The organism is Bacteriovorax sp. As-1 (genome assembly GCF_058446905.1).
The window spans coordinates 335,072-361,217 of record NZ_CP184341.1 but is presented as its reverse complement, the minus strand read 5'-3'; the positions used below and the strand labels follow the sequence as shown (position 1 = coordinate 361,217).

The following is a 26,146-nucleotide window of genomic DNA, read 5'->3' as shown; positions in this document are numbered from 1 at the left end:
AACTTACCAATCGATAGGCTTATAGTCTTTTAAGAACTGCCCACACCAATGTTTCCCCGAATTAATCCCGTCAATAAATGGATCACAAATTCTCGCCGCTCCATCAACAATATCCAGAGGTGGTTGGAAGTCATGCACTTTCTGTTTGTACTCAGAGATTTGTGCCGGGTCTTCATCAGTCACCCAACCAGTATCAACAGCATTCATGAAAATACCGTCTTTAGCAAAGTCAGAAGCTGACGTGTGAGTCATCATATTAAGAGCGGCCTTCGCCATATTCGTGTGCGGGTGGCGGTCTTCTTTTTTGAAACGATAGAACTTTCCTTCCATCGCTGTCACGTTAACAATATGTTTTTTACCTGTGTAATCGCGTCTCATCATGTGTACCAGGCGGTTACATAGAATGAAAGGCGCTACAGCATTTACTAACTGAACTTCCAGCATTTCCGGAGTCTGGATTTCTCCTAAGCGAAGTCTCCAGCTGTTGGTTGTACGAAGGTCGACCTGTTGAAGATCGGCGTCCAGTTTTCCTTCAGGGAATACTTCTTCTGCCACAAGTGAGTTATCAAAGCTGTATGGAACTTGAGAAAGTTCAGCAGAGGCCCTGATACCAACTCCTGGGCCCTCTCCGTGCCACGTAACAGGTAGAGCGTGTTCACTCGAAGGGGTGCTTCCATAAGTCAGTTGGTTAAGTTCAGTTTTAAACTCCTGATGGTTCTTTAAAAGCCTTTGAGCTTCAGAATTGATATCGTGGAAGTTTAATTGTTCTTGCTCCATTAAATGGGCGTAGAACCCCGGTGGGCGTCTTACGGTTTGAGCAGCATTGTTGATTAAAATATCCAGGCGTGGGAATTTTTGTTCAATATAACTTGCAAAGATTTCCACAGAAGGCGAGTGGCGAAGATCCAGACCGTGAATATGCAGTCTGTCTTTCCAGTCGTTGTAATCTTTTTCTTTGGCGTATCTCATTGCTGAATCAACCGGGAAGCGAGTGGTTGCAATAACTGTCGCTCCAGATCTAAGCATCATTAAAACGGCATGGTAACCGATTTTCAAACGCGATCCTGTGATGAGCGCGATTTGGCCTGTCAGGTCGGTTGTTTGGAAACGTTTATGGTAATTGAAGTCACCACATTCTTTGCACATTGTATCGTAGAAGAAGTGAAGCTTTTTGAACTCGGCCTTGCACACGTAGCAGTTTCTTGCTGTATCTAATTCCGGCGCTTCTTCGTAAGCTTTATTGCTGTCTAATAAAAGCTGCTCAGGAGCAACGAAGACAGAGTTCTCGCGCGCACTTCTGATTCCAGTCATGGCACGCTTAAGTCTATTTTGTTCGACTAATTGTTTTTGTTTGAAAATTTTGACATCTTTATTTCTTTTAGCGATTTCTTTTTTATCAGGCTTAGCGATTGTTCCACATGCTTTAAATAAAGCAACTCTTTGTTCGTGACTAAGTTCCGTCAGAATTTCTGAATTGTTTGCCACGTGTTCAAGTAATGAAATGCTCTCAATAACATCGCTTAAATTAAAATTTTTCATAGGGGAGAGTGTTATCACGCCCCTTACAAATAATCAATTGCGTCTTAGGGAATGCTCTTAATAAAATCGCAAACTTCCGCTATGACTTTAGGATCTTTTAGGATGCGGCGGTGGCCGAGTCCCTCTGTAATGATGATTTTTGAGCCTTTCCACTGCTCATGGATGCTTTCGGCGGCAGCAATATTAACGGCATTATCGTCTTTGTCGTGGACGACTAAACAGGGGATATTCAGGGAGTTTCCGATTTCGCCAGTAATTAGTTCGCTGGGTTTTAGACCTGCGACTTTCGTTACCAGAGAAAAAAAATGTTTAAGACCTTTGTCGTTTAATCCAAAACTCTCTCCAAAAAAAGTCACCACTCTTTCATAAAAATTTGGAGTTCCAACTAAGACCATCCCTTTAACTTTAAATCCTCTTTTAGCAGCAAGGACTGAACATCCTCCACCAAAAGAGTGAGCGATCACGGCGTGAGCTCCACTTGGGTCTAATTCTTTTTGGGCGAGGGTAATAAACTCAGCGTAGTGACCTGGATTGGTCATTCCATTGGGCCCCTCAGGTGAGATTCCATGTCCTGGGCCATCGAGAGCGACCACCCTAAAACCTAGTTCAACTAATCGTGTACTGAAAGCTCCGATTTGAGTTCCACGGCCATTCCATCCGTGAATAAGCATGACAAGAGGATCAGTGGGATTGCCCCATTCAAAAGCAGCAATCCCATTTGATAAAAGATATTTTTTTGACGTTCCATACACTGCCATTTCCGACTCTGGCCGAGGAATTCTCGTAGGAGTTGCAAACATTTTTAGCGCAATCTTAGCGGCGAGTGCCGGAGCAAAGCTGCTTAAGAGGGCAATGATTTTTGGCAGGTGTTTTTTCATTATGCTCTCACTTACGGTCTTTCAATAATCGCCGCAACACCCATACCACCAGCAGTACAGATGGAAATTAATCCACGTCCACTTCCTTTTTGTGAAAGAGCTTTTGCCAGAGATGCAATAATTCTTCCCCCTGTTGCTGCAAACGGGTGACCTAGGGCCAAACTTCCGCCGTTAACATTTAGTTTGTTTCTATCAATTGATCCCATTGGTTCAGAAAGTCCCATCTTTTTACAGTACTCAGGTGACTCCCAAGCTTTTAGTGTACAAAGAACTTGTCCAGCGAAGGCCTCATGGATTTCGTAGAAATCAAAATCCTGAAGTTTTAAATTATTTCTTTCTAATAATCTTTTTACTGCAAATGTCGGCGCCATTAAAAGACCCTCACCTTTAACGAAGTCTACAGCGGAGTATTCAGCATCGACAAAGTAGGCAAGGATAGGAAGCTTGTGTTTATCAGCGAAGTCTTCACTTCCTAGTAATACAGCAGAAGCTCCATCTGTTAGTGCTGTTGAGTTACCAGCTGTCAGTGTACCTTTTCCTGTGAAATCAAAAGCTGGTTTTAGTTTTGATAGTTTTTCAATTGTCGTATCAGGTCTTAGGATTGAGTCTTTTTTTAATCCTTTAAACTCAAATAATAAATCCTGGTGAAAGCCAGCCTCATAAGCACGGGCCGCTTTTTGGTGAGATTCAAAAGCAAGTTTATCTTGTTCTGCCTGAGAGATTTTCCACTCTTGAACCATAAGCTCAGTGTGTTGCCCCATTGATAAACCAGTTTGTGGCTCTTTTACCGCTGGGAAAATTGGCAGAAGAAGTTTGGGATTAATTTGCGAGATGATTTTAAATTTCTCAGGAATTGATTTTGCTTTTTGCAACTCCATCATGAGCCATGAGAATTTATGTGAGAAAACACCTTGGATATCGCTATTAGTGTCAGTTCCGCCGGCGATCCCGGCCTCAATTTGTCCTGAAGCAATTTTAAGAGCGATTTGTGCAGCAGTTTCTAATCCTGTTCCACACGCACGTTGAACATCATATCCAGGAGTGTGAGGATGTAGGCCTGATTTTAAAACCGCTTCTCTGGTCATGTTCCAGTCTTCAGCGTTTTTCATAACAGCACCGGTAGCAACGTCACCAAGCTGTACACCTTCTAGTTTTGTTTTTTTTACCAGGTCTTTTAGTGTGGCCGTGATGAGTTCTAAATTCGTTGTTCTCGAATAGTGTGAAAATGATTTTGTAAAAGGAGTTCTTGATCCTGCGATGATGGCAACGGGTCTCATTGTTGTGGTTTTCATACTTTATCTTCCTTAAATGATTAGACTTTGACTTTTTACCTACCGGTAGGTAGAATACACCTTATGAATGCTAAAAGCAACAACACAAAGACCGAGGCCCTGAATTTAGCTAAGGAATACCTGCAAACTCTGGGGTTTAATGGCTTTAGCTTTCAGACCATCGCCGACTCTCTTGGGATCAAAAAAGCGAGCCTTCATTATTACTTCTCTTCTAAAGAAGACATGGGGATAGCTTTATTGGAAGACTACGAACAGGGGCATAAGACCTGGGCAAAAAAAGTGCAGGAGCTTCCTTCAAAAGTAAAACTGGAGAAGATGGTTAAAGGATTTTGCTCACTCTCAGCTAAACACAACATGATATGCCCGGTAGGATCTTTTACTTCTGATTTTTATTCTGTTTCGCCAAAGATGAAAAAGAAACTTCAGCAATTTCATTTCTTGATCCGCGATTGGCTGGTAGAAACAATTGAGCAGGGAAAAAAAGAAGGAACAATTAAAAAGACAATCGATAGTACACTGGCCGCTGATTTATTTCTCACGACCCTTCAAGGCGGCGTTCAAGTCGCACGCATCAGAGGGGAGCAGGAGAGTTTAAAGAAAATGCTCGAGGCCCTTTTGGATCAATTACATGGCAAATAACAATAATCCACTTCATGGAAAAACATTAGAGGCAATCGTGACAGAACTGGTAGAGTTCTATGGCTTTGAAGAATTGTCTCAGTTAATTGATATCAATTGTTTTAAGAGCAACCCTAGTGTGAAATCGAGCCTGACTTTTTTAAGAAAAACCCCATGGGCAAGAACGAAAGTGGAAAATCTTTACGTCGCTTACTTACGTGAAAAAAGCGCTTCAAATTCACCGTAACCAGACTCTTTTAATTTTTCTTTTGGGATGAATTTCATCGCAGCTGAATTCATACAGTAGCGAAGTCCTGTAGGAGCTGGGCCATCATCGAAAACGTGACCCAAGTGAGAGTTTGCGTGCTTACTTCTGACTTCGGTGCGCGCACCAAGAAATAAACTGTTTTCTTTATTCTCAATTAGATTGCCTTTGACCAGCGGGCGAGAAAAACTCGGCCAGCCTGTTCCGGAATCGAATTTATCCAGAGAGCTAAAAAGCGGCTCTCCTGAAACGATATCGACGTAGATGCCTTCTTTTTTACTGTCGTGGAACTCGTTTTTAAAAGGGTGCTCAGTTCCTTCTTCCTGTGTGACTTCGTATTGAATGGGAGTGAGCTTCTTTTTTAACTCGGCCCTGATAGGCATTTTAAATGAAGAAGAATCCCAGGCGTAAAGTGAATGTGAAAAAAGAAATGAACAAAGGATTAAAGTTTTCATATTCATGATCATCTTCCTTTGAGTTGATTAAAGCAACTTAAGCTTTCGTTGTCTTGTTTTTGTCTTACCGGGCAGAGTTCATTTTCCATTCTTCAAAGCTGGATGCTTTGATTTTTTCGACTGCAGTTTTGATCATTTCGTTATCCGAAACAGTTTGTCCCATAAAGATACATTGATGGTAGATGTCAGTAGAACTTTTTTTGTTGATAAAACTTCTAAAGTACTGCATGCGGTTCATCCCAAGGTGAGTGAAGCCCTGAGAGGTGATTTCAAAAGCACAATAAGACGACATGGCAAAAGGCAGATAAACACCTACACCGGTAATGGCCAGTTCACTCACGCGACAGTGTGAATGCAGACTCATGCGGCTATAGGCAGAGTATTTGTTAAAAAAGATTTTTCCAGCGCTGTCTTCCATGTGGTTGGCGAGCATTTTTTCATCGAGCTTTTGCACCATGGACTCAAGTAGTTTACTTTCAATTCCACGAGGCACATGCATCGCAAAGTCGAAATCCTTTTTATATTTTTCCAGGTCAGTTTTTCCTTCATTGTCATAAGTCACACAATAACAGAAATGACTTTGCAGGAATTTTTTTAACGGCTCAAATTTTGTTCTATTGACCTCAATCATCTGGCGGTCAATCAAGATGAGGTGAGGGAGTTGGAAGTTAAGTTCATCGAGGAAGTTATCCAGGTTGGCAAACCCACGTGCACAGTAGCGCTGGTCGAGTTTAATCATTCCTTTAATAGCTTCACGGTTATTCACGTTTTGTTCGTAGTAAACAACTTTAACCGGTTTATATTTTGAAATGTCCTGATTGCTCTCAATAAAGGCGAGCAGCTTCTTTTTATCCGCATTGGATTTCTTAGATTCAATCTTACATAGATACCCATTGGCATATTGGTAATAGCGGCCAATGGTGTTTTTATCGACGATAGTTAAAATGACATCTTTAATATCCAGCTCATCAAAAAGCGGATTTCTCATTTCAATTGCCTTCCCTGGACTCAAATCCAGGTTGACTTCGATATAACATTGGGCAGCTGAAATCCATCCAATGCGTCCAAAAGTAGAGAACTCACCATCAGCTAAAAATTCAACCGGTTTGTATTCAATCACCTGAGGATCGGGATTTTTTAAATTTAAAAACCACTTGATAAGATTTCTAAAAAATTTAGGTGAAGGAGTGTAGCCTCGACCTCGGTAGAGGATCTGGCTTGCTCCGGCAATGATTAATGATTTTTTAAATTCAGCAGAAGTGTCGGCCGTGACCACGATGAACATGGTGTTTCTGGCAAAGACGTGGTTTCTTATTTTTCCGATGAATTTTTCAGGTTGAATAGCAGAGTCATCACCATTTAATACAACGATAGCTGGAAGCTCTTGAAGAATGAACTGTTCACCTGAAGACGTTGTTTTTAAGTGCTTTAAGGGAAGCTCGTCCTGTAAAAGAGCGTTGCTCACAAACCAGTATAGCTCAGCCCCTTGGTCAATTACGGCGATACTCATACTTAAATTTTAACAGTGAACCAAATCAAGGTCAAACTGCCTATAAATAGAGGGGTTTAATCGTGGTCTTCTTCCTCTCGAGAAAGGCTTAAAACCTGCGTTGCCAGCGCCAGACGCTTGCGCTTGATGGCCTCCAGGACATTACTCACGACCAGGTCACCCACGCGGTATTTGCGCCCGTAATCAGTTACCGAATAAAAGACTTTCATGGATACCCAGGACTCAGTGACTTCCATCACCAAAACGCGAGGTTCTGGGTCTTCAAGGATTTCCGGCACAGCTTTGACTCCTTCCAGGATGGCCGCTTTTGCTTTTAAGATGTCTACATCAAAGCGGAAACGGAAGGCCTGGGAAAAACGCGCAGGCTTATTTCTGTCTGAAAAAATGAGCAGCTGACTTTGAGCAATTGTTTTATTGGGAATCACAATCAGTTCGTCACCAAAACCTAAAAGAGAAGTTGCTCTCCAGGTGATCTCCTGAATTTGTCCAACCCACTTATCATCGGAATTATGTACTTCAACCCAATCACCTAACTGAAATGGTCTTTCAATCTGCAATGCCACACCGGAAAATAAATTTCCCAACGTATCTTGAAGAGCGAGACCGAGAACGATAGTAAAGATAGCAGAAGTGGCAAGAACAGTTGCTAAGTTAAAACCAAAAACATCAGCGGCAATCCAGCTCACAACAAAGGTTGAAAAGAGCAGAGTGAAAAGGTTGGCGATAAGTCTTGGAACCCCCTGGCTCATATTGGCCAGGAAGAGATAGAGGTAAACATAGATCTGGGCACAGCGGATAAGGACTGTGACTAAGATAAGAAAAGATACGAGGCCAATGTAGTTGGCGATTTTAACGGTAAAGTAATCTGTCCAGGTCGCCTGGACAAGCCCCCAGTGAAAGAGAGCGAGCACAATGGCCAAAACCAGATAGAGGCCGGTTTTTATAAAACGTCTTCTTAGCGTCGCGTGCCTTTTGTCTGAAATGCGTTTTAAGAAAATTTTGTAAAAGATCCATCCAAAAAGAAGGGCAACGACTAAAACAACAAATGATTCATGCTGAATAAAGTATTCAATTTTTTCAATGGGAAGCCTGACCTGATCCATGGACGATCCTCTTATGATTTAAAAATGCTTAAATTGTATTTCTTCACTAAGTCTTTAATCGCATTAACTGAGCGAACAGAATGCCCGTGCTGATCAATAAGTGGAGAGTAAGCAGCAATTCCCATTTTTCCAGGAACCACGGCAAGGATACACCCACTCACACCACTTTTTGCCGGAAGCCCGACTGTGTAGGCCCATTCACCTGCTGTATCATACATCCCACAGGTAAACATCAGGCTTAACATATCACTGACGTATTCTTCTTTGATGACTTGCTTTTGGCTTTTAGGCTGAACTCCGTTATTAGCAAGAGTCGCCGCCATTGTCGCCAAATCAACTGTATTAATTAAAACCGAACACTGTTTGAAATAAAGATCTAATGACTCTTCGATGTCATCACCAATGGCATCAAAGTGGCGAAGCAGGTGAGCGATAGAGCGGTTGCGGTGAGCAGTTTTTTTCTCAGACTGAAAAACGGCTTCATCCACACTTACTGGGTGATTGACATAATCGCCAAAGAGATTGAGCACGCGCTCTAATCTTTTGATTTTATCTTTATCCTGAATATAACTACTGATGGCAATCGCCCCAGAGTTAATCATCGGATTGTATGGCCTATGAGTGTTTTTTTCCAGCTCGACGATGGAGTTAAAGGCTTCACCACTTGGCTCAACACCTACGCGGGCCCTGATGAACTCTCTGCCGTGCTCTTCTAAGGCCATGCCATAGACAAAAGGTTTTGAGGCCGATTGTAGAGTGAAGTTTTGTTCAATGTCTCCGGCAGAATAAACTTCACCATCAACTGTGACGACAGCAATTCCGAAATAATCAGGATTCACTTTGGCCAGTTCAGGTATATAGCTGGCCTGAGCGCCTTTTTTGTCAGAGGAGTATTTTTGAATTAATTCTTCTAAAAAAACGTTCATGTATTCCATAGAAAAACTATAACCTTAAGTAGATCCTCCCGTCATCTCAATACTCTTAACTTAACCAATTCTTTTCAATCCACATATACAGTCGCATCCCAATAAGCATGGCCGCGACAAAAATAAAAAATTCCCCATGGCCACTAACAAGCGACACCAGTCCTGGTCCTGGACAAATTCCGGCCCATCCCCAGCCGAGTCCAAAAACGGTAGCACCAAGAATAAGTCGGGAGTCGATGTCTTTTTTTGTCGGCAGACTAAAAGCTTCGCTCCATAAAGGTTTAGGTCGTTTGGTAATCAGGCGATAGGCAATGGAAAAAACCAAAATAGCTCCGACCATAACCCCAATCAGACTTGGATTCCAGTTGCCAAAAGGATCTAAGAAACCTTGGACGATATCCGGACGAGTCATACCTGAAACCCCAAGACCTAAGGCAAAGAGAGCGCCGGCCAGGAAAGCTGCAAGATAGGCCTTCATTAGAAACCTCCATGAATAATTTTAGAGAGAAAAAATCCCAGGACTCCAAAAGCAATAAAGGTACAAGTTGCGATAATAGAGCGCGGACTAAAGCGGGAGATTCCGCAGACTCCGTGACCGGAAGTACAGCCACTGCCCATTGTTGTCCCTACACCGACGAGAATACCCGCTAAGGCGTAGTCCCAATATTTCAGAGAAGTCGAAAACGATAATGAAGAGGGCAAGAACTCTCTGACTAAAAAGGCGCCACTGAAGAGCCCTAAGAGAAAGATGATTCTCCATTTTTTCTCTTTTAAAGAAGAAGGGGAAATGAGGTTGCCCACGATTCCGCTTACACCCATTATCCGGCCATTGGTCAGTAAGAGCATGGCCGCGGCCAGCCCAATCATCATTCCACCTATTAATGCCAACATAAGACCTCCTTTGACAATATAACGATATTATAATATAATAATATTGTCAAGGCAGGATAACATCATGATTTTAACACTTATTGGTTTATTGACAGGGTTGGTTCTAGGTCTGACTGGGGCAGGCGGGGCATTGATTGCCATTCCTCTTTTTTTAACCGGACTTCATGTCTCTTTAAATGAAGCCACTTTCCTTTCTTTAATAGTTGTCATGATTGCTTCAGGGATTAATTACCTTGGAGGCCATATCGGGGGCGGACAAAAGGCCGATAATAAAATAGTGTCAGGACTTTTTGCGAGCAGTTTTTTAGGGACGGCAATGGCCCTACAAATTAAACCTTATGTCGGGGACTTGGTTACGGCTTCTTTACTGGGGCTTATTAGTCTTTATGGACTCTGGAGTGTATGGAAGAAGAAAAGTTCTGCAAAACCAGGTGTTGAAGTTAAAACGTTTTGGCCGGTTATTTTTTCAGGTATCGTTTTTGGGGCATTGACGACGCTTACAGGACTTGGGGGAGGAGTGTTGATCATTCCTCTTTTGATCAACTTTTTTCACCTGAGCTATGAAGAGGCCCTCCCTAGCAGCTTGCTTCTCATTTTCCTGATCTCTCTTTCTTCGTTTGTAATGCAGTTGTTAAAAAAAGGAAGTGGAGGAGTCAGAGGAATAGATATTTTTTTTCTTTTTATCGGCACAGTGCTCGCGTCTTTAGTTGTCAAAAAAATAATGGGTAAAATACCAGCTAAATGGAGTGAATTAGGCCGAAGAGTTGTCTTTACCCTAGTCGTTCTGTATTCTTTTATGGCCATAGGACAAAAGGTTTTAATATGAAGAAAAATGTCGATTTAAAACAAAAGAGTGTGGAGGTGGCAGACATACTCAAGGCGCTTTCTCATCCACAAAGACTGTTGATTCTTTGTCTTTTAATGGATGGGGAAAAAAGTGTGGGAGAGATTATGCAAAAGAGTGATTTATCTCAGTCTCAGACTTCGCAATTTCTTATCCGTCTGCAAAAAGAAGGTATCCTTATGTCGCGTAAAGAGGGAAACTTTTCAATGTACAGCATTTCTGATAAAAAAATACAAAAGCTAATTTTGTCTTTGAATAAAATATTTTGCTCTTAACCTAATGAGGGATTATGAACGTTCAGCACTTTTTTGATAAAGACACATTTACTCTTACTTATATCGTCTATGATCATAACACCAAAGATGCAGTGATTATTGACCCTGTTTTAGATTATGACCCGGCCTCTGGTGCGATTGAAAATAACAGTCTGAAATTGATCCTGGATTTTATTAGAGAGCACAAACTTAATCCTCATTATTGTCTTGAGACTCACGCTCACGCAGATCATTTGTCGAGCTCACAAGAGCTTAAAGATTACTTTCCTAATATTAAAATTGCGATAAGTGAAAACATTCAAAAAGTGCAGAAGTCTTTTAAGGATGTCTTTCATTTTGGAGATGATTTTAAAACCAATGGTTCACAGTTTGATAAGTTAATTAAAAATCATGAAGAGTTCTCTGCAGGATCAATTAAAATTCACGCTATTCCTACTCCTGGTCACACGCCAGCATGTATGAGTTTTCATATTAATAATATGGTTTTTACTGGTGACGCTCTTTTTATTGAAGATTCGGGAACTGGAAGATGCGATTTCCCCGATGGAAGTGCACAGGATTTATATACCTCAGTTCATGAAAATCTTTATTCTCTGCCAGACGATACAATTGTGTTTGTAGGTCATGATTATCAGCCAAACGGTAGAGACCTTCGTTTTGAGACAACTATTGGCCAGTCAAAAATGCACAATACTCAATTGAGAAAAGAAACATCAAGAGAAGAGTATGTAACTTTCCGCGAGGCCCGCGATAAAACTCTAAAGGCCCCACGTCTTCTTTTTGCCAGCATTCAAGTTAATATCAATGCAGGTGTTCTACCTACAGAACTGAAGATGCCGCTTTTTAATAAGATGAAAAAAATCTAGAAATCTAATCCCATGGCAAGGCCCGCGCCTTTAGGTACTGGTACCAGTGTCAGCCAGTAGGGATTCCCTTTTTGTAGGTTGTAGTATACACCCCACGCAAATGAAGCTCCGATAGTCATACCGGCGGTGATATCGTGAAGGTAGTGAAAGTCATCGTTGGCGCGACTGATAGCGATGAAGGCCGCTGCTCCGTGGGCAACTCCTCCCCAGAACCAACCATGTTGGAGGGCCACAACTGAGGCAAAAGCAAAAGATGCAGAAGAGTGACCTGAAGGAAAGGAGTGGTGGTCATCAGGATAACCGGGCCGCTTTTCACTGATGGTGTATTTTAGAGCAGTCGTCAGTGCGACAGTATAAGTTGTTGCTCTTAACATATGTTCAGCGCGCTCTAGGGCTTTGGGGTCATCGTGAAATTTTCCCTGCCAAAGATAGTATGAACTGTAGCCTAGGTTTAAAAGCCCGTACCCGACATAATCACCGATAAAGCCTAGTTTACCCAAAGGCTTTGCCTCGCGAAAGCTTTCTCTTTTTCTATAGGTGATGTCTTTTCTCGTAATGTACATCATCCCAGTGGTAATCGTTCCCCCAAGAAGAATCCATTTTGCCGGAGTGGTGAGTGGACTGATTAAATCGCTACCCACATCTTTCAAATAAGATTTGTCTTCAAATTGAAGTGCTCTTTCTTCTTCAGCGAAGGCAACTTGGTACATAAGTAAAATAGGAATAAGCCATTTTAGAAAAACCATGAAACCCCCAGCTTACTGTATTGAGTTTCAATTTCAAACTCGGTGGCATCATTGGTTGATTCAGTAATGACGTTGAAGTTGGAGCCTTTTCTCACATGCTCAAGAGTCATGAAAGAGCGCTCTGATAAAAAATATCCAAGTGCAAACTTTCCACCAACAATAAATCCTTTGTCAGTGAGTCTGGTGTAAGAGGCACTATGTGAATTGTAATCGGTTGTAAGGTAAAAAAGAGCATTGCCTTCAACAAACCATTTTCCCAGCAGCCATTGGGTCCCTAAAAGTGTTCCGAATTGCGAATAGGCATTAACTGTTTCTTTTTCTCCATTTTGTTTCCAGGTTTTTTCTCTGCCGATGATATCGGCATGGATATCACCATAGAAGCGCCAGTCTTCGTGGCGGTGAGAGTACAGAAAACCTAAAGAGAGATCTTTACCGGAGTAAGTGTTGTTGGATTCTTTTCCTTTTAATGGAGAACCTTTCACTTTTATTCTTAAGGCCAGTTTGTTTTTATCACTGTCAGCTTTGAAGTGTTCTTCGTAATAAAGTTCAAAAGCATGAAATCCTTGATAAGAAACTCTGCTGTCTGGGATGTTTAATGTCGGTGCATAGTTTTTTGAAAGTCTTCCGTTAGAAATAAAAGAAAGTGAGCCGCCGATGAGTCTGCCGTTAGACAGTCCGTAAGCATTTTCAATTTTATAATACCAGTGTTCATATTCAAAAAGGTCCTGAACGGTACTGGCCTTTTCATATTCATGCTCTTCCATAAAGTAGCGTGTTTCAGCATGAAGTTTAATCTCACCCGGTTTTAAAAGATAAAACGGGTGAGAGATATCGGTATCGATTTCTTTTGCAAAGAGTGTGAATGGAACAATTAAAAGTAAGAGGTACTTTATAATTACATTCCTGAGTAACAACGAGACTGAGAGATGCTGTAGTCTGTTTCATTGACCATGTACAGGCAGCTATCATAATCGAAGTGCTCTTGAACGCGAACGTGAGGAATAACTTCTCCTTCGCGAGTGATGATTCTACTTGGTTGAGCTTCGATATCCAGCACTCTTGGATTAGAACAAAAAACTTCCAGAGTTTTATTTTGGTTTGATGCAACAGCAGCGATCGCCTTCATGTAGCGAGGGTAGCTTTCGTATTTAGAGCAAAGGTTTCCAGCGAAAGCTGAAGTTGATAGAACAGTTAAAGCAAGTAGTGTGATGTGTTTCATAGCAGGTCCTTGAGAAAAAGTTTGGGCCATGAAACAATATTTTCTTGTAAGTGTAAAGAATTATTTTTTGATTGGATTCAAGCAATGGAAAATCACTTTATACGCTTCTTGTCTCTCGCGCGCAGTCAGATAAGGGCTGACAGTTTTCCAGATATTTGTTTTGTCTTGAAGGGGTAATTTACAAACGCCTACGCCGCTATTGATGTAACAGCCCGGATGATAAGAAAGAGTGAACTCTGTGATGTGATCACAGGTTTTTTTGCGCTCTTTTAAATTACCTGATGTCGGACAGTTTCCTTTGACTTCACATTCATCGACTAATCCTTTTTGCAGACACACCATCACTGTGTAAATCCATTCAACTCCGGCCTTCGTAAATTTTTTATCTTCGATGTTTTTAACGTAAGCGCTGCAAGTTGGGTGAGCAAGCTCTGTAAAGTAATTCACTCCGACACTGTCGCATTGGTATTTTCTTTCCATGCACTTGTAGAATCCACAAGTGGTGTAAGGAAAGCACATTTCTTTTTTAGGAAGATTGAGAACCTGGTATTCACCATTTTGCAGAGACAGGCATGACTCAGGATTGTCACCGCATTCACCGAATTTTTGTTCTAAGCTTTGCAGATAAGTTGTTTTGAGTTCGCGCTCAAGAACGCCTTTGATCTCAATCCCAGGAATTCCTGCGAATAAAAGAGTAGGGAAGATTGCAGTAAGGAGAAGAAGAACAAATAAATATCTGGCCATCCATGGTCCTGGGTCTGGGTTTATTCGTGAGAAACCTTAATATCGTTTTTCTTTTTATCTAAAGAAACTTCAACAGTGATGTTCTTTAGTGTCTCAGTTGATTCAATTTTATAAATCCCGCGGGCCACCTTTTTAAAATCCAGTTTCTGGCCTTTTAGTGACTTAAGTGCCACTAAGTCTGCCTTTTCAAAATCTTTGTAGGGACCGTTGTGTTCTAATTTATTATCGTAAATATACAGCAGGTTTTTTTCCAGCATAAAGCATACTTTTTCTTCTTTGTAGCTTGATGGGCAGTGGGCAAAGGCCTGGACCGATGTAAGAATCAATGCCAGTAGGGCAACCGAGAGGCGTATTTTTTGAGTTTTCATAGGTCTAGCCTATCTATTGCGCCATGCGTTTTGCAATATAAGTTTCATTTAAAAAGGTTAGTCTTTTTGCTGTCTTTTGAGTACACTCCGGCCCATGAAAAAACTGTGGTCTTTTGCCCTTATTCTTTCACTCTTTTTGGGAGCTTCGGGATCTCTGATGGCCAATGCTGTCCCGGATTACGACCTTCATATCCCTCCACTTCGTGTGAAGGATTTCGAAAGTGTGACAGAACACGATTTCAACACAGTTACTAAACTCCTCCATAAAATTTATGCACCAGTGGTTTTAGAAAAGTCTGGCCTTCAACTAGTCATGAATGCGACTTGGAACGAAGACACTGTAAACGCTTATGCCACTCGCGAAGTCGACACGTGGACTGTTCACGTGGCCGGTGGAATTGCCCGCGCAAAAGGCATGACGAAAGACTCTCTAGCATTAGTTGTTTGTCACGAACTTGGTCACCACTTAGGTGGAGCACCGAGAACTTTCCTTTATGATGGATGGCCTTCAGCTGAAGGACAGGCCGATTACTGGGCGTCTTCGAAATGTTTAAAGAACTACTATGCTGAATTAAAAAGTGAAGACGTTTCAATCAACGATAACATTCCTGAAAAAGTCATTAAGGACTGTAACTTCGTTTATAAGAATCTGGGTGAGTTAAAAATTTGTATCCGCACTATGCTGGCAAGTTTGAGCTTCGCACATTTCTTAAATCAACTTCCTGATGCAAAAACGACTGTAAGTATCGACGCCACAGACTCGCGAGTGGTGAAGGGAACTAACACTAACGACTACCCACGTCCTCAATGCCGCTTTGATACTCTTTATCAAGGTGCCTTATGTACTGTTGGATCTAATGTTGCAACTTCAGAGACTGATGCTAAAATTGGTCATTGTAATGATACCAATAGACCAGGGACCCGTCCTCGCTGTTGGTATAAACCGTAACCAACAGGAACCTTTTCATGGAATTCATTCACGCAATTATCGACTTCATTTTACATATTGAAGTCCACCTGGATTATTTGATCCAAACGTATCATGCATGGACTTACTTAATTCTCTTTATGATTATTTTTTGTGAGACCGGAGTGGTGGTGCTTCCATTTCTTCCGGGGGATTCTCTTTTATTTGCTATCGGTGCTTTTGCTGCCCGTGGTTCATTTGATTTCTGGACGATCTCGCTGTCACTTCTGGCCGCGGCGATTATCGGAGACAGTGTGAACTACGCCATTGGAAAGTATGTTGGGCCAAAAGTTTTTTATAAACACGACTCTAAGTTTTTTAATAAAGATCACCTGATTAAGGCCCAGGCCTTTTATGAAAAGTACGGAGCAAAAACAATTATCATCGCGCGCTTTATTCCTATCGTGCGCACCTTTGCTCCCTTTGTCGCCGGAATCGGGGAGATGACTTACAAAAAATTTATGACCTATAACGTAGTTGGCGCTGTTTTATGGGTGTTTTCATTTATCCCGTTAGGATATTTCTTCGGAAATCTTCCTTTTATTCAAAAGAATTTTAAGCTGGTCATGATTGCGATTATCATCATTTCAGTTCTGCCGGCCGTGATTGAATTTATCAAAGAAAAGAGAAAAGCTTCAAAATAAAAAAGGCCCGCATTACGCGGGCCTTTTTGTTTATTCATGTTAAATCAGATTAGTGAAGAGATCCTTCGATCGCACTGAAGTCAGTAGCTTCTTCTTCATCGATAATGTTGAAGTTCTTAACATTTTCGTTGTTGTCGTAAGCGTGGAATCCCTCTACCTGGTAGCCAAACGTCTTTGGACCACTCATTTCATCCATTATAGATTTTACCATCGCGTTTTGAACTAATTTAGCGCTTTTTACATCTGTTGTCTGGTTGAAGATACCAAAGAAGCTATATCCTTTTTGCGTGTTCATTGCACCCGCAAGAGTCGATGTATGCATTAATGTACCAGTCTTCGCTACGAAAGTGTTTTTTAGGTCACTTGAGTTTAGACGGTTAGCAAATGTACCAGCGTCACTTCCAGGAACTGCTACTACGTCTTCAATTTCTTTTCCTTGTCTTTCAGATGACTCTTTAAGAGCTTCAATCAGCTCGGCCATAACTGCACAAGTTGCGTAGTTGTCGTTTCTTTTTCCATTGATAACTGTCGGAAGTCCGTTACCGTTCCAAAGCTTAAGTTTATCAGTCGTAATGCTAAATCTATTTGCAACCCATTTCTCAAATTTAGCGGCCCCACCTAAATCAAGGAAGATCGTGTGAGAAGAGTAGTTATTTGATTTAACGTTTGTTTCTTTTAGGTATTTATATAGAGCTGGAGAAGTAAGAGTTAGAACTTTTACATCTTCAGGAACATTGTTGATGTCTGCTACCAGAGGGTTTTTCTCTGCGAATTCAACAGCGTCCGCACTCATTTCAACAGATTTCAGGAAACGGTCTTTTTTAGCGAGAGAGGCCAGGCGATCGTATTCTGCTTTAAACACATTTGACCATGAGTCTGTGTTGAAATACATCTTAATATTTTTTCCGTTAGATTCTCTTGTAATAAGAGGGTATGGGTCGGTGTGAACCTGAGCACTCGGGAAAATCTGAACTGTTTTATCGTACGTGATCTTATCAAAGTGCTTGTATCCTAGAGTGTTTAACTGAGAGACCAGGAAAAGCATTTTTTCATTACTCATAAAAGGATCGAAAGATCCTTGAATGTGCAGGTTATTTCCTTTGATATAGAGTTTTGTATCGTAACGATAGTTTGGACCTTTTTCTTCCATTGCCCAAAGAGTAGTGATGAGTTTTGTGACTGAAGCAAGACGAACTTGCAGGTCTACGTTTGAGCCTTGAAGTTTTCCATTCTCATCAGTGTAACAATATGACTGCTCTCTAGCGTTTAGTTTGTATCTTGATAAAAGCTTAGAAAAGTCTTTATCAGTACTATCGCTGGCCATGATTGATGTCGCGGACATTGCTAAAAGTGCTGCACTTGTTAGTTTTCTAGATAATTTCATTCAGTAGCCCCCCATGTGATGAATCTGTGGTTTCCCCAAAAATATGTACTCGGGGTATAACCCTTTATAGGGGGGCGTTTCAACCAAGCTTGTAAATTCTATAGGTTCGTATACCTATAGGGATTTAGAGGGAGGCGGGGCCAGAATGTCACCGTTTTTTCACATATGACACAAAGCTATTATTTAAAACCTTACATTTTTACCAGGAATTTGCCCTATTACGGAAGCCGCGATAAGTTCAAAATATTGAATTTTTTACCACTTTAGGAGAACTCCCAAATGAAAACATTACTACCATTAGTTGCGGCCGCAATTCTATTTGCAGGTTGTGAAAAAATCGAAGGACAACTTAACGTTAATAAAGATGTAAAAATTAAAACAACAAAAGGTGTTTTAAGAACTGTGAGAGTAGGGACATATTCAGCAGACATCAAAGCTAACACTAAAAAGAAAATCACTCTTCGCCTAAACAACGACAGCGATGAAAAATATGAGTTCAACGTTCCAGATGGATCAATCCCATCAAATGGATCGTTTGCTTACAACTCAAACACAGTTGGACAGCCAGTTGACTTAAAAGGAACAGTTGCAACAGTTGTAACTGATTCTGAAAGAAGACAAACAACTGAATCTTGCCAATACCAAGAGCCAGTTCAAGTTTGTTACCCAGTACCAAACGGTGGTGTAGCTTGTTCAATCCAGTACCAAACAAGATTCGGTACAAGATGGATCCAGTACTACGACAGAAAGACAGACAAAGATGTTACTCTTACGATCTCAGCTGCTAACACAAATGATGAAGCAGCAACTTTCCAAGGGGACGTAACTTGGGTTGAAAGAATTGTTCTAAGCTCTACTCAGTGTAGATAGTTTCAATAAGAAAAGGCCTCGAAAGAGGCCTTTTTTATTTGTGTTTATTGTTTCCAGATGGGACCGGGTGAAACAGCATAGCGCTTTCTCATGGCCACAATGTCATCCAGTATATGCTCTTGTTCAAGGTATGTACCAAGCTCTTCTAATAGCTCTTCTTCATTGGTCGTCAGTAGTATCCCGCTCAGGTAATGAGTGTACTCTTCATCATCCTGAATTGAAGTAATGACCAGGTTGTAAGGGCCGAGCTGGCCTTTTTTAATCTCGATCATTGTCTGATTGGGAAGTCGATTAAATTTATCACCCATGAGAAGGGAGACGTCAGTATAGTTCTCTTTCTCGAGTGAAATCAAAAAGCGGATGTTTTTATATTCGGTTTCAAAATTCATGTTAAAATCAGTTTAACACGAAATTGATTCGAGAAGGAGCTTAAAAGTGTCGGAATTGACCTATTGGAGAAAATGCGGAAGCTGCAAGAAAGAAATTGGCTTCAATACCATTTACCAGGCCTGCAATGTCAGCACTTGTCGCAAGCTCGTTTTCTGCTCAGTCGACTGCTGGAACCTGCACAACCCGGTGATGAATCACAAGAGTTCATGGGCAGAAGAAAACCGCTCTCCAAGAAAAGAAGATTACAATCCGGCCAGTGACGACTCAGCTCCAAGAAGAGTGATTGTTTCGAATAAACCAACACCAGCAAGTGGAGCAGAAGTAGTTGGGTCTGCAAACGAAGAAGATATTCTCATTGTCGCTTCAAAGCTAAAACAATATATTAAAGACAAGTACGACATGAACACATCTGCCAACGTGATGGAAGCTCTCTCAATAATTGTGAGAAGGCATACTGATCGTGCGGCCCAAAAGGCCCGCATGGAAGGTAGAAAGACGGTGATGGACCGCGATTTCGAATAAGGATTTTAGGTAATGCAGCTCCTTTACCCACTTGAGTTTAGAAACTCACTGGAAGTTAAATTAGACAGTGCTCACTTGGGTGGAGAACACCATGATGAGTGGTGTGATATTTATAAACTAGATGACCTCTCACAACTGGATCAATTTAATCTTCTGATCTCTCTTGGGGATTTCTTTAAGTTCATGCCCGTGCTTTCTTCAACACCTAAAGGGCAGATCAAACCAGATATTCTTAAGCACGAAATTAAAGACAGTGTGACGTTTTTTGGTGGAAGTTTTTTTCCTTTTCACCCTGGGCACTTGGCCTGTTTGGAGCTTTGCCCTGAAAAAAATATTGTGATCGTACCTGATTGCAATCCTCATAAAGAACTCAAAGATAAAATGAATCCTTATGATGATTTCATGCACCTGTGCCTGACCTTAAAAGACACGCCATACTCAGTTTACCCGGGTTTTTTCGGGCGCAATAAACCAAACCCGACATCAAACTGGTTGCCTAAAGTTAAGATCGCACAAAAGAATTTCCTGATGGGGGACGACTCCTTTATGAATATTCTCAAGTGGAATGAACCGGAAGTCTTACTCAATGCTTTGACTAAGATCTATGTGGCGCCAAGAGACTTTGAGACAAGTGATTACGGGCCTCAGATTGAAAAGGTGAAGGCCATAAATCCAAAACTGGAAATTATTATTCTTCCAGATCATCCATACAGAAGTCTTTCCTCAAGTAAGATCCGCGCAAGGCAAGATTAAATCTTTTCACCTTTATGGAATTTAATAACGACTTCGCAAAACTCTTTTGGGTGAGTCTTGTGAATGTTATGCCAGGACTTTGGAATTTCATACATCTGTGCGCGTGGGACGTGAGTCTTGATGTGCTCAATACAAGTAGGTGTAAGCGCAGAGCCTACTGTTGGGTCAGCATTGATAAAAAACACCGGAAAGCTTGTCTCTGTTAAAGCAGAGGTCAGGTCAGAATAATTTCCCTGGTAACCATAGAGAACAGAAACGTGAGGCCAGAATTTAAGCTCATACTTACCGTCTCTTTCTACCACTTTTGTTTTCATCAAATCAGCAGCGTATGAGTAAAGGGGAGAGATAATGGTGAAGATATCGTCTTTATTGTCAAAGAGCAGGCTTTCGACTTCTGCTTTTTTGGCAATTTCATTTTTTTCCTGATCGCGCTCTGGAGAGCGAGGCTGTCTTTGATGAATCCCCATATCTTCGATGATCATTTTTTCAACCATCTCTGAGTAAAGTTTTCCAAACATCAGTGAAGTTCTTCCACCCATCGAGTGACCAAGAAGAGTGATTTTTTTTATTCCTAGATGATCAAGAACATCTTTCACATCGCGGGCCATTGCCTCTGCGGTGTAATCGCTGCCAGAAGGCTTCGAAGCTCCATGCCCTCGTTGATCTATGAGAAGTACTGAAAAATGCTCAGAGAGTGTCGGTAAAAGCGGGATAAATGTATCCAGTGAACTGAGTAGTCCATGAAGCATCACCAGCACTGGTTTGCCGTTATTTTCGAAGCGGTAATTAAGCATAAAATCCTCTAGAAAAAGCTCTTCAGCATTCCCCAGCAGTTTAATGGTTTCACCGGGATTTGGGTACTAAGTTTCAGCACAAAACCTGTGCCCTTTTTGTACTCATCTTTCTCTTGGGCATTAAAGAAGGCCATACCGACAACTTTCCCTTTTTGCACTTCATAAACCCCGTGGTCAGTCAGGAAAAACTCAGTTTTCCCTTTAACTTTGGCCATGCTGATCCATTCTTCATTTTCCTGTTTCTTCAGGATGAACTCTTTTAAATCAGCTGATTCAGAAAGTGGTTTTTTAGGCATCTCTTCGGGCATTTTGGTTTCGTTGATCACCAGTTCTTCAATCACTTTATAGTCATTCATATTGGGAATAGTTTTTAAATTCAGTCCCAAGTAAGAGTTGATCTGCTTGATAAAAGCAGTATCAATCATGGCCTTAAGCTGTGCCATTTTCTTTTGGGTCATTGTTTCATCGTAAAGGGCCACTTGAGAAAGCATCATATCGAAGACCTGTCTCTTATAGAAAAAAACATAACTGCTGATGTAGTTAGAGCGTCCACCACGCAGTTTGAATTTTTTTACGTTAGTGCTCTCCATATAAACATCAACCGGGCCATTATTTTTGGCCATAGTAAAAACATCCGGCCAGACTCCACCGAAGTCGCGCACAACCCATTTACCAGTTGGTTTTAAATCCATCGTTGTCTCAAAACATAGGTTTTGTGAGTGAGGTTCAAAATTCATTCCTGATTTTAGAGAAAGATTTTCAAACATCTTCATGTAGCTTTTAATCATGTACTCTTCAAAGAAGGTGAATGAATCCATTCCGCTGGCCTTGATAACATCCATGATTAATGGTTTTGGTTTTTTATTCGGGCTCATCAGCGCCGAAAAAGAAAGCCATTTACTCTTTGAGTTTACAACTTCATCCGGGATTTCGCGGATCAGCTGGCCTCCTAGTTTTTCAGGAGCTCCAGGAAGCTCTTTGCCCATAACCAGACCAGCACTTTCCGGGAACACTTTTACATTCATCTTATTGAGTTTTTCTAAACCAATGCGGTCGAAAACTTTTTGGTTGGCCACTGAACGCTCAACTTCGTTTTCACTTACCAGACGGTCGATACTTCCAATAACATTTTTATCCAGACTTACTTTGGCGATAAAAGGTTTGTTTTTTAAATCGCTGTGATCCCACACAACCAGCGATCGGTAACTCGATGTCGGTGAAGCGGTAAATTCAGTTTCATCCTGAGAAACATATTTATAAGTGTCCCTCATAAATTCATAGTGAGCTTCTGATTCCGGGTGAACAAAAAGCTTGAAGTATTTTTTCCCATCAACCATCATCATCAGTTGCTTTGAAACGCGCTTATCAAGAGAGTCCGCTTGAAGAAATTTTGCATCTTCGGCCGGAACTAAATAATAGGGAAGTGGAAACTTCGGATTGTTTTCAGGAATGTACTCAGGAGCGATGTTTGAAGCAAAGGCATTGGCCCCCCACAAATCCTTGTTATGCAGATTCTGTTCTTCATTTAAAAGTTCAAGCACACCTTTGGCGATAGGTTCTTTTCCATCGAATTTTGAAAGGTGCTCACTGGCAATTGATCTATCAGAGTGCGGATTCCACGAAGGAGTCGAGCATCCAGCAATCAATAAAGTGATTAGAACAAGAAGTGACGTCAGCTGTTTCATAACCATCCCTAAAAGTTAAACAAACTCGAAGGACTTTTCGGAGGAATAGGGTCTCGATATGAGAGATTTTGTATTGGATTAAATTGGTTGGGTTACGGACTGTTGCCAGTTGGGAAAAAGGCAAAAAAAAGCCTCCGTTTCCGGAGGCTTTTTTGAATTTCATGGAATGAAACCAATAAAAATTATGGTTTAACTTTCCAGTAGAATTCCGTTACTAACTGACCAGCGTATTCGAATGGAATGTCGCTTGGAAGTGGAAGGTCAACAACCTTCGCAGTTTTCGCGTCTACTGAGTAACAAGCTGGAACAGACGGAAGTCTTGGAGTTGCCTGAGCTTGTGTGAAGTTAAGTGAAGCGTATCCTCTGTCTGTAAGAGTGATAACGTCACCTTTTTTAATTGTGTATCCTGGAACGTTGATCTTCTTTCCGTTAACTACAACGTGTCCGTGAGAAACCATTTGGTTTGCTGCAAGCATTGACGGTGCCCAGTTAAGTCTGAAGATTACGTTTGAAAGACGGCTTTCAAGAGTGATTAGAAGTGAATCCATCCACGCACGAGATTTGTCTTTTTTAGCTTTCTTTACGTAGTTAACTAATTGACCTTCTCTTAGTCCGTAGTGGTATCTAAGTTTTTGTTTTTCTTTTTGACGAACAGCGAAGTCAGAGATTTTCTTTCTCTTGTTTCCGTGTTGACCTGGACCATATGGTCTTCTTTCTAAAGCGCCTGCTTTTCCAAGTCCTGGAAGTTCAATTCCTAGTGATCTTTGGATTTTGAAACGGCTTTTTCCTGTAGTACTTCTTGCCATGAACTGCCCCTAAATAATTAGCTTTTTAACAACTTCAACAATTAGTTCGTTGTGATTTTAATAAAATTACGTCCGTAAGTAATACAGGTTCCTTTAAGTCATGTCAATTTTAAAAACGCAACTACTTTACAAACTCGAGGTAGAGCTCAAGGAGCTTCAGGGTTAATGCCCCTGGTTTTCCATTTCCAATCAGGTGCGACTCGATCTTAGTAACCGGTACGACATTTCGCGTTGTGCTGGTAATAAAGCACTCATCTGCACTCAAGAAGTCGTCTTTACTTAAACTTTTTTCCACTAGAGGGAGAGGAAGCATTTGACGCCTTGCCATTTCCAGCAGGGTTTTACGGGTTAGCCCTTCTAGAACTCCGTCGGCAAGCGGTGGAGTAAAGAGAATATTGTTTTTAATGATCCAGGCGTTACTTGTCGTCCCTTCAGTCACGTGGCCATGGGTGTTGACCATAAAAGAGTCGTAGGCCCCACGGGTTGTAGCCTCGCGGTTGGCCAGAATGTTTTCCTGGTAATTTCCAGTTTTAGGCAGAGAGCCCGAAGCTTCGATGGTCTTTTGGAAGAAAATCATACTGACCCCATCAGTGGTCCACCAGGCCGGATTTGGCTTAATTTCCTTGGCAAAAATAACCAGGTTATTAGGGCCGGAAAGCTCGGGGTCTAGCCCCAGGTCACTATTGGTTCCTCGAGTGAGGACAATTCTAATTGTCGCGTCTTTAAAAGGCGCGGCTTCGATTGTCTTTAGGACTTCACTCAGGATGATTTCTTTGGAGTAAGTAGGCTCCAGTGAGATTTTATCAGCGGATAAAAACAGGCGATCGATATGCTGGTCAATCCTAAAAGGTCTCTTGTTAAAAGTGCGAGTCGCTTCGTAGACTGAGTCGCCATAGAGAAAGCCTCGGTCAAAGACGGAGATCTTGGCCTCTGGGCCTTTTAAAAGAGTGCCGTTAATGTTGACTAAAAAATCTTCCATGAGAGAGAAACTATAGAATTTATTGGAAGAAATCAAAGTATTTTTTCGACTACTTCGTTGACGATGCACTTCTAATAAGGGGATAATTTTTCAATGAGAAAACATATCCTTTCATCACTTCTTTTGATTTGGTCGGCCCAGCTTTTTGCGGGGACCTCAACGACAGTAAGATTAAATCCAGATATTGAGCTTGTTGTAACAGGTACAACTAATACGGGCTTAACTTTGAACTCGATTGAGCCGAGTGGAGATGGGACTTCTGAAAGTGCTCCGGCGAAAATTTATGTACCGATGGAAGGAACATCTGCAGGGAATGCAGATTACTTTTTAGATTCTGGAGTGACGAGTCTTTATTCACCAAGTGCAGTTTATCCAATTAATCTTCCACTTTATTTAAATACGACATCAAGTGATTTCTATCTTTATGCCTCTATTAAAGATGGGTCAAATGGGTATAAATTAGCCGTTAAGCACGGCTCTGGCCCTTTTAATGGAACGACAAATAGCAATACAAATTTTCCTTTCACCATTAAAGCAATTTGCGATCAATTAACAGATTGTTCTAATTTTACGACGACGAATGGAACAGAAAAATCTTACTTGCTGTATATCTTTTTCTCGACGGCAACTCCCAATTCTCTGGCCCTAGGGACAGTGACGGATCCTGCCTCATATACTGGGGGAATGTACTTTGAAGTGAACATGAGTAATCGCATTTACACTGCAGCTCAAGTCACTCCGGTTATTTCAAATATCAGGCAAGGGGATGCCCGCTTGATCCTGGAGTACACATCAAATGGCAGTATTTTAAAACCAAAAGCGGTTCGCGTTTTTAAGCATGGGCCATCGAGCCCGGCAGGTGGGAGCCCTATTCGTTCATATGATGGGAATGGAAGCCTGACTTCGACTGAGTATCCTTTTGCTTCTGCTGGACAAGTGACAGTGAGTGGTTTGACCAATGACGTGGATTACGATTTTTCCGTCTTGTTTGTCGACCTTTATAAGTTCGGGACTGTGGTTTCACAAATTAAGACTCAAAGACCGTTGGCGATCCAGGAGCTACTTAAAAGAGAAGGATGCTTTTTACTGACGGCCGGGTTCGGAGAAGACCATTACGTAATTTCTTACTTTAGACATTTCAGAGATGCAGTTCTCGCGAAGTCTTATTTAGGGAAGGCATTCATAAGTTTTTATTATGAAACGGCCCCTAAGTACGCCTTACTAATCTATAAGCATGAGACATTACGCGCCATAATCAGAGGAATGGCCTACGCGCTTTATTTTATTTTTAATAATATAAGCCTGATCTTACTTTCTTCGCTTTTTGCAACACTTTTATTTTATTTATACAAAAAACGAGAAAAAATTAAGATTTGACGCGCTCTTTTCGACTATAATAGTTTAATGGTCGATAGAAAGAACTTAATGGTCCTCATCGTAGATGATGAACCAGATATTTTAGAATTAATGGAAGAAGAGTTTCGCTACTGTGGCTACCAAACGGTAACTGCTGTATGTGGAAATGATGCCATTAAAATCCTTGATGCTCAACATGTTGATATTGTCGTCTCTGATTATAAAATGCCTAACGGTAACGGAATGGCCGTGCTTTCACATGTGAATAAGATGAACAATAAACCTGTTTTCTTTTTCGTTTCAGGGCAAGCAGACGTATCGACAGAAGATGCAGTGAGAGCAGGAGCGAAGAAGTTTTTTTCGAAGCCGTTTGACCTGGATGAATTGATCAAAGAAATAGAACAAGATTTAATTGAAGCCTAAAAAATAAAAAGGCCCTCTTTCGAGGGCTTTTTTT

32 protein-coding genes are annotated in these 26,146 nt (G+C 41.3%); 12 read left to right on the top strand and 20 right to left on the bottom strand.

All coding sequences use genetic code 11. The features are described 5' to 3' along the window. Positions 1-3: 3 nt before the first annotated feature. From ACN20O_RS01825 to ACN20O_RS01815, 3 genes are read right to left on the bottom strand one after another with little or no spacing between them, the layout of a single operon-like run. Complete coding sequence (locus ACN20O_RS01825) at positions 4-1,539, bottom strand: SDR family NAD(P)-dependent oxidoreductase (RefSeq protein WP_491636623.1); 1,536 nt, start codon at positions 1,537-1,539, stop codon at positions 4-6. Between the two features lie 44 nt (positions 1,540-1,583). Continuing rightward, entirely contained in the window at positions 1,584-2,417 is an 834-nt protein-coding gene (locus ACN20O_RS01820) for an alpha/beta fold hydrolase (protein ID WP_491636621.1), read from the bottom strand. 11 nt (positions 2,418-2,428) lie between these two features. Further along, complete coding sequence (locus tag ACN20O_RS01815) at positions 2,429-3,709, bottom strand: acetyl-CoA C-acetyltransferase (RefSeq protein ID WP_491636619.1); 1,281 nt, start codon at positions 3,707-3,709, stop codon at positions 2,429-2,431. A gap of 63 nt (positions 3,710-3,772) precedes the next feature. Here ACN20O_RS01815 and ACN20O_RS01810 point away from each other — a divergent pair, with 63 nt between their 5' ends. Both ACN20O_RS01810 and ACN20O_RS01805 read left to right on the top strand, forming a co-directional pair. Further along, positions 3,773-4,348, top strand: coding sequence for a TetR/AcrR family transcriptional regulator (locus tag ACN20O_RS01810; protein WP_491636617.1), 576 nt, complete (start codon positions 3,773-3,775; stop codon positions 4,346-4,348). Continuing rightward, positions 4,338-4,574 carry a VF530 family protein gene (locus ACN20O_RS01805; RefSeq protein WP_491636615.1) on the top strand — a complete coding sequence of 79 codons (237 nt, stop codon included), beginning with the start codon at positions 4,338-4,340 and terminating at the stop codon, positions 4,572-4,574. The genes ACN20O_RS01810 and ACN20O_RS01805 overlap by 11 nt, the downstream gene beginning before the upstream one ends. Here the strand turns inward: ACN20O_RS01805 and msrB are convergent. From msrB to ACN20O_RS01775, 6 genes are all read right to left on the bottom strand, one after another. Then, entirely contained in the window at positions 4,538-5,047 is a 510-nt protein-coding gene (gene msrB, locus ACN20O_RS01800; RefSeq protein WP_491636613.1) for a peptide-methionine (R)-S-oxide reductase MsrB, read from the bottom strand. The two genes, ACN20O_RS01805 and msrB, sit on opposite strands and share 37 nt — an antisense overlap. Before the next feature lie 64 nt (positions 5,048-5,111). Next, positions 5,112-6,557, bottom strand: coding sequence for a hypothetical protein (locus tag ACN20O_RS01795; RefSeq protein ID WP_491636611.1), 1,446 nt, complete (start codon positions 6,555-6,557; stop codon positions 5,112-5,114). 56 nt (positions 6,558-6,613) lie between these two features. Next, complete coding sequence (locus tag ACN20O_RS01790) at positions 6,614-7,660, bottom strand: mechanosensitive ion channel family protein (protein WP_491636609.1); 1,047 nt, start codon at positions 7,658-7,660, stop codon at positions 6,614-6,616. 11 nt (positions 7,661-7,671) lie between these two features. Then, positions 7,672-8,595, bottom strand: a complete 924-nt coding sequence (gene glsA, locus ACN20O_RS01785) for a glutaminase A (RefSeq protein WP_491636607.1) — start codon at positions 8,593-8,595, stop codon at positions 7,672-7,674. 46 nt (positions 8,596-8,641) lie between these two features. After that, the gene (locus ACN20O_RS01780; protein WP_102244158.1) at positions 8,642-9,064 is read right to left on the bottom strand and encodes a DUF6691 family protein; all 423 of its coding nucleotides are present in this window, start codon (positions 9,062-9,064) and stop codon (positions 8,642-8,644) included. Next, entirely contained in the window at positions 9,064-9,477 is a 414-nt protein-coding gene (locus tag ACN20O_RS01775; protein ID WP_491636605.1) for a YeeE/YedE family protein, read from the bottom strand. The genes ACN20O_RS01780 and ACN20O_RS01775 overlap by 1 nt, the downstream gene beginning before the upstream one ends. Before the next feature lie 64 nt (positions 9,478-9,541). On the opposite strand from ACN20O_RS01775, the gene ACN20O_RS01770 reads away from it, so the two are divergent. From ACN20O_RS01770 to ACN20O_RS01760, 3 genes are read left to right on the top strand one after another with little or no spacing between them, the layout of a single operon-like run. Further along, positions 9,542-10,303, top strand: a complete 762-nt coding sequence (locus ACN20O_RS01770; RefSeq protein ID WP_102244156.1) for a TSUP family transporter — start codon at positions 9,542-9,544, stop codon at positions 10,301-10,303. Then, complete coding sequence (locus ACN20O_RS01765) at positions 10,300-10,596, top strand: ArsR/SmtB family transcription factor (protein WP_491636602.1); 297 nt, start codon at positions 10,300-10,302, stop codon at positions 10,594-10,596. The genes ACN20O_RS01770 and ACN20O_RS01765 overlap by 4 nt, the downstream gene beginning before the upstream one ends. 14 nt (positions 10,597-10,610) lie before the next feature. Beyond that, a complete protein-coding gene (locus tag ACN20O_RS01760) occupies positions 10,611-11,462 on the top strand; it encodes an MBL fold metallo-hydrolase (protein ID WP_491636600.1) in 852 nt (283 codons plus the stop codon). Here ACN20O_RS01760 and ACN20O_RS01755 read toward each other — a convergent pair. From ACN20O_RS01755 to ACN20O_RS01735, 5 genes are read right to left on the bottom strand one after another with little or no spacing between them, the layout of a single operon-like run. Then, positions 11,459-12,208 carry a phosphatase PAP2 family protein gene (locus ACN20O_RS01755; RefSeq protein ID WP_491636598.1) on the bottom strand — a complete coding sequence of 250 codons (750 nt, stop codon included), beginning with the start codon at positions 12,206-12,208 and terminating at the stop codon, positions 11,459-11,461. The genes ACN20O_RS01760 and ACN20O_RS01755 overlap by 4 nt on opposite strands. Further along, positions 12,196-13,122, bottom strand: a complete 927-nt coding sequence (locus ACN20O_RS01750; RefSeq protein ID WP_491636597.1) for a hypothetical protein — start codon at positions 13,120-13,122, stop codon at positions 12,196-12,198. Before ACN20O_RS01750 ends, ACN20O_RS01755 begins: the two co-directional genes overlap by 13 nt. Continuing rightward, positions 13,104-13,427, bottom strand: a complete 324-nt coding sequence (locus ACN20O_RS01745; protein ID WP_102244151.1) for a hypothetical protein — start codon at positions 13,425-13,427, stop codon at positions 13,104-13,106. Before ACN20O_RS01745 ends, ACN20O_RS01750 begins: the two co-directional genes overlap by 19 nt. A gap of 60 nt (positions 13,428-13,487) precedes the next feature. After that, complete coding sequence (locus tag ACN20O_RS01740) at positions 13,488-14,171, bottom strand: hypothetical protein (protein WP_491636596.1); 684 nt, start codon at positions 14,169-14,171, stop codon at positions 13,488-13,490. 20 nt (positions 14,172-14,191) lie between these two features. Next, positions 14,192-14,539, bottom strand: a complete 348-nt coding sequence (locus ACN20O_RS01735) for a hypothetical protein (protein WP_491636594.1) — start codon at positions 14,537-14,539, stop codon at positions 14,192-14,194. A gap of 94 nt (positions 14,540-14,633) precedes the next feature. On the opposite strand from ACN20O_RS01735, the gene ACN20O_RS01730 reads away from it, so the two are divergent. Next, on the top strand, positions 14,634-15,488 hold the full coding sequence (locus ACN20O_RS01730) for a M48 family metalloprotease (protein ID WP_491636592.1): 855 nt from the start codon (positions 14,634-14,636) through the stop codon (positions 15,486-15,488). Between the two features lie 17 nt (positions 15,489-15,505). Beyond that, positions 15,506-16,150, top strand: coding sequence for a DedA family protein (locus ACN20O_RS01725; protein ID WP_491636590.1), 645 nt, complete (start codon positions 15,506-15,508; stop codon positions 16,148-16,150). Positions 16,151-16,199: 49 nt separating this feature from the next. On the opposite strand, the gene ACN20O_RS01720 is transcribed toward ACN20O_RS01725, so the two are convergent. Then, positions 16,200-17,534, bottom strand: coding sequence for a D-alanyl-D-alanine carboxypeptidase (locus tag ACN20O_RS01720; protein WP_491636588.1), 1,335 nt, complete (start codon positions 17,532-17,534; stop codon positions 16,200-16,202). A 279-nt stretch (positions 17,535-17,813) separates the two neighbouring features. On the opposite strand from ACN20O_RS01720, the gene ACN20O_RS01715 reads away from it, so the two are divergent. After that, positions 17,814-18,404, top strand: coding sequence for a hypothetical protein (locus ACN20O_RS01715; RefSeq protein ID WP_491636586.1), 591 nt, complete (start codon positions 17,814-17,816; stop codon positions 18,402-18,404). A 44-nt stretch (positions 18,405-18,448) separates the two neighbouring features. On the opposite strand, the gene ACN20O_RS01710 is transcribed toward ACN20O_RS01715, so the two are convergent. Continuing rightward, a complete protein-coding gene (locus ACN20O_RS01710) occupies positions 18,449-18,793 on the bottom strand; it encodes a hypothetical protein (protein WP_491636584.1) in 345 nt (114 codons plus the stop codon). A 46-nt stretch (positions 18,794-18,839) separates the two neighbouring features. On the opposite strand from ACN20O_RS01710, the gene ACN20O_RS01705 reads away from it, so the two are divergent. Together ACN20O_RS01705 and ACN20O_RS01700 are read left to right on the top strand one after the other, a co-directional pair. Beyond that, positions 18,840-19,316 (top strand): hypothetical protein, encoded by a 477-nt coding sequence (locus tag ACN20O_RS01705; protein WP_491636582.1) that lies wholly within the window; start codon positions 18,840-18,842, stop codon positions 19,314-19,316. Between the two features lie 12 nt (positions 19,317-19,328). After that, positions 19,329-20,069 (top strand): nicotinate-nicotinamide nucleotide adenylyltransferase, encoded by a 741-nt coding sequence (locus tag ACN20O_RS01700; RefSeq protein WP_491636580.1) that lies wholly within the window; start codon positions 19,329-19,331, stop codon positions 20,067-20,069. Here the strand turns inward: ACN20O_RS01700 and ACN20O_RS01695 are convergent. The 4 genes from ACN20O_RS01695 to ACN20O_RS01680 all read right to left on the bottom strand — a co-directional run bounded on the left by ACN20O_RS01695 (position 20,066) and on the right by ACN20O_RS01680 (position 24,333). Continuing rightward, positions 20,066-20,863 carry an alpha/beta fold hydrolase gene (locus ACN20O_RS01695; RefSeq protein ID WP_491636578.1) on the bottom strand — a complete coding sequence of 266 codons (798 nt, stop codon included), beginning with the start codon at positions 20,861-20,863 and terminating at the stop codon, positions 20,066-20,068. The two genes, ACN20O_RS01700 and ACN20O_RS01695, sit on opposite strands and share 4 nt — an antisense overlap. An 8-nt stretch (positions 20,864-20,871) precedes the next feature. After that, a complete protein-coding gene (locus ACN20O_RS01690) occupies positions 20,872-22,548 on the bottom strand; it encodes an IucA/IucC family protein (RefSeq protein ID WP_491636576.1) in 1,677 nt (558 codons plus the stop codon). A gap of 182 nt (positions 22,549-22,730) precedes the next feature. Continuing rightward, complete coding sequence (gene rpsD / locus ACN20O_RS01685) at positions 22,731-23,354, bottom strand: 30S ribosomal protein S4 (protein WP_102244139.1); 624 nt, start codon at positions 23,352-23,354, stop codon at positions 22,731-22,733. A 121-nt stretch (positions 23,355-23,475) separates the two neighbouring features. Next, on the bottom strand, positions 23,476-24,333 hold the full coding sequence (locus ACN20O_RS01680) for an aminotransferase class IV (protein WP_491636573.1): 858 nt from the start codon (positions 24,331-24,333) through the stop codon (positions 23,476-23,478). A gap of 93 nt (positions 24,334-24,426) precedes the next feature. Here ACN20O_RS01680 and ACN20O_RS01675 point away from each other — a divergent pair, with 93 nt between their 5' ends. Together ACN20O_RS01675 and ACN20O_RS01670 are read left to right on the top strand one after the other, a co-directional pair. Beyond that, positions 24,427-25,710 carry a CFI-box-CTERM domain-containing protein gene (locus tag ACN20O_RS01675; protein ID WP_491636571.1) on the top strand — a complete coding sequence of 428 codons (1,284 nt, stop codon included), beginning with the start codon at positions 24,427-24,429 and terminating at the stop codon, positions 25,708-25,710. Positions 25,711-25,737: 27 nt separating this feature from the next. After that, positions 25,738-26,112: a response regulator gene (locus ACN20O_RS01670; RefSeq protein ID WP_102244136.1), complete on the top strand. Its 375-nt coding sequence runs from the start codon at positions 25,738-25,740 to the stop codon at positions 26,110-26,112. Positions 26,113-26,146: the final 34 nt, after the last annotated feature.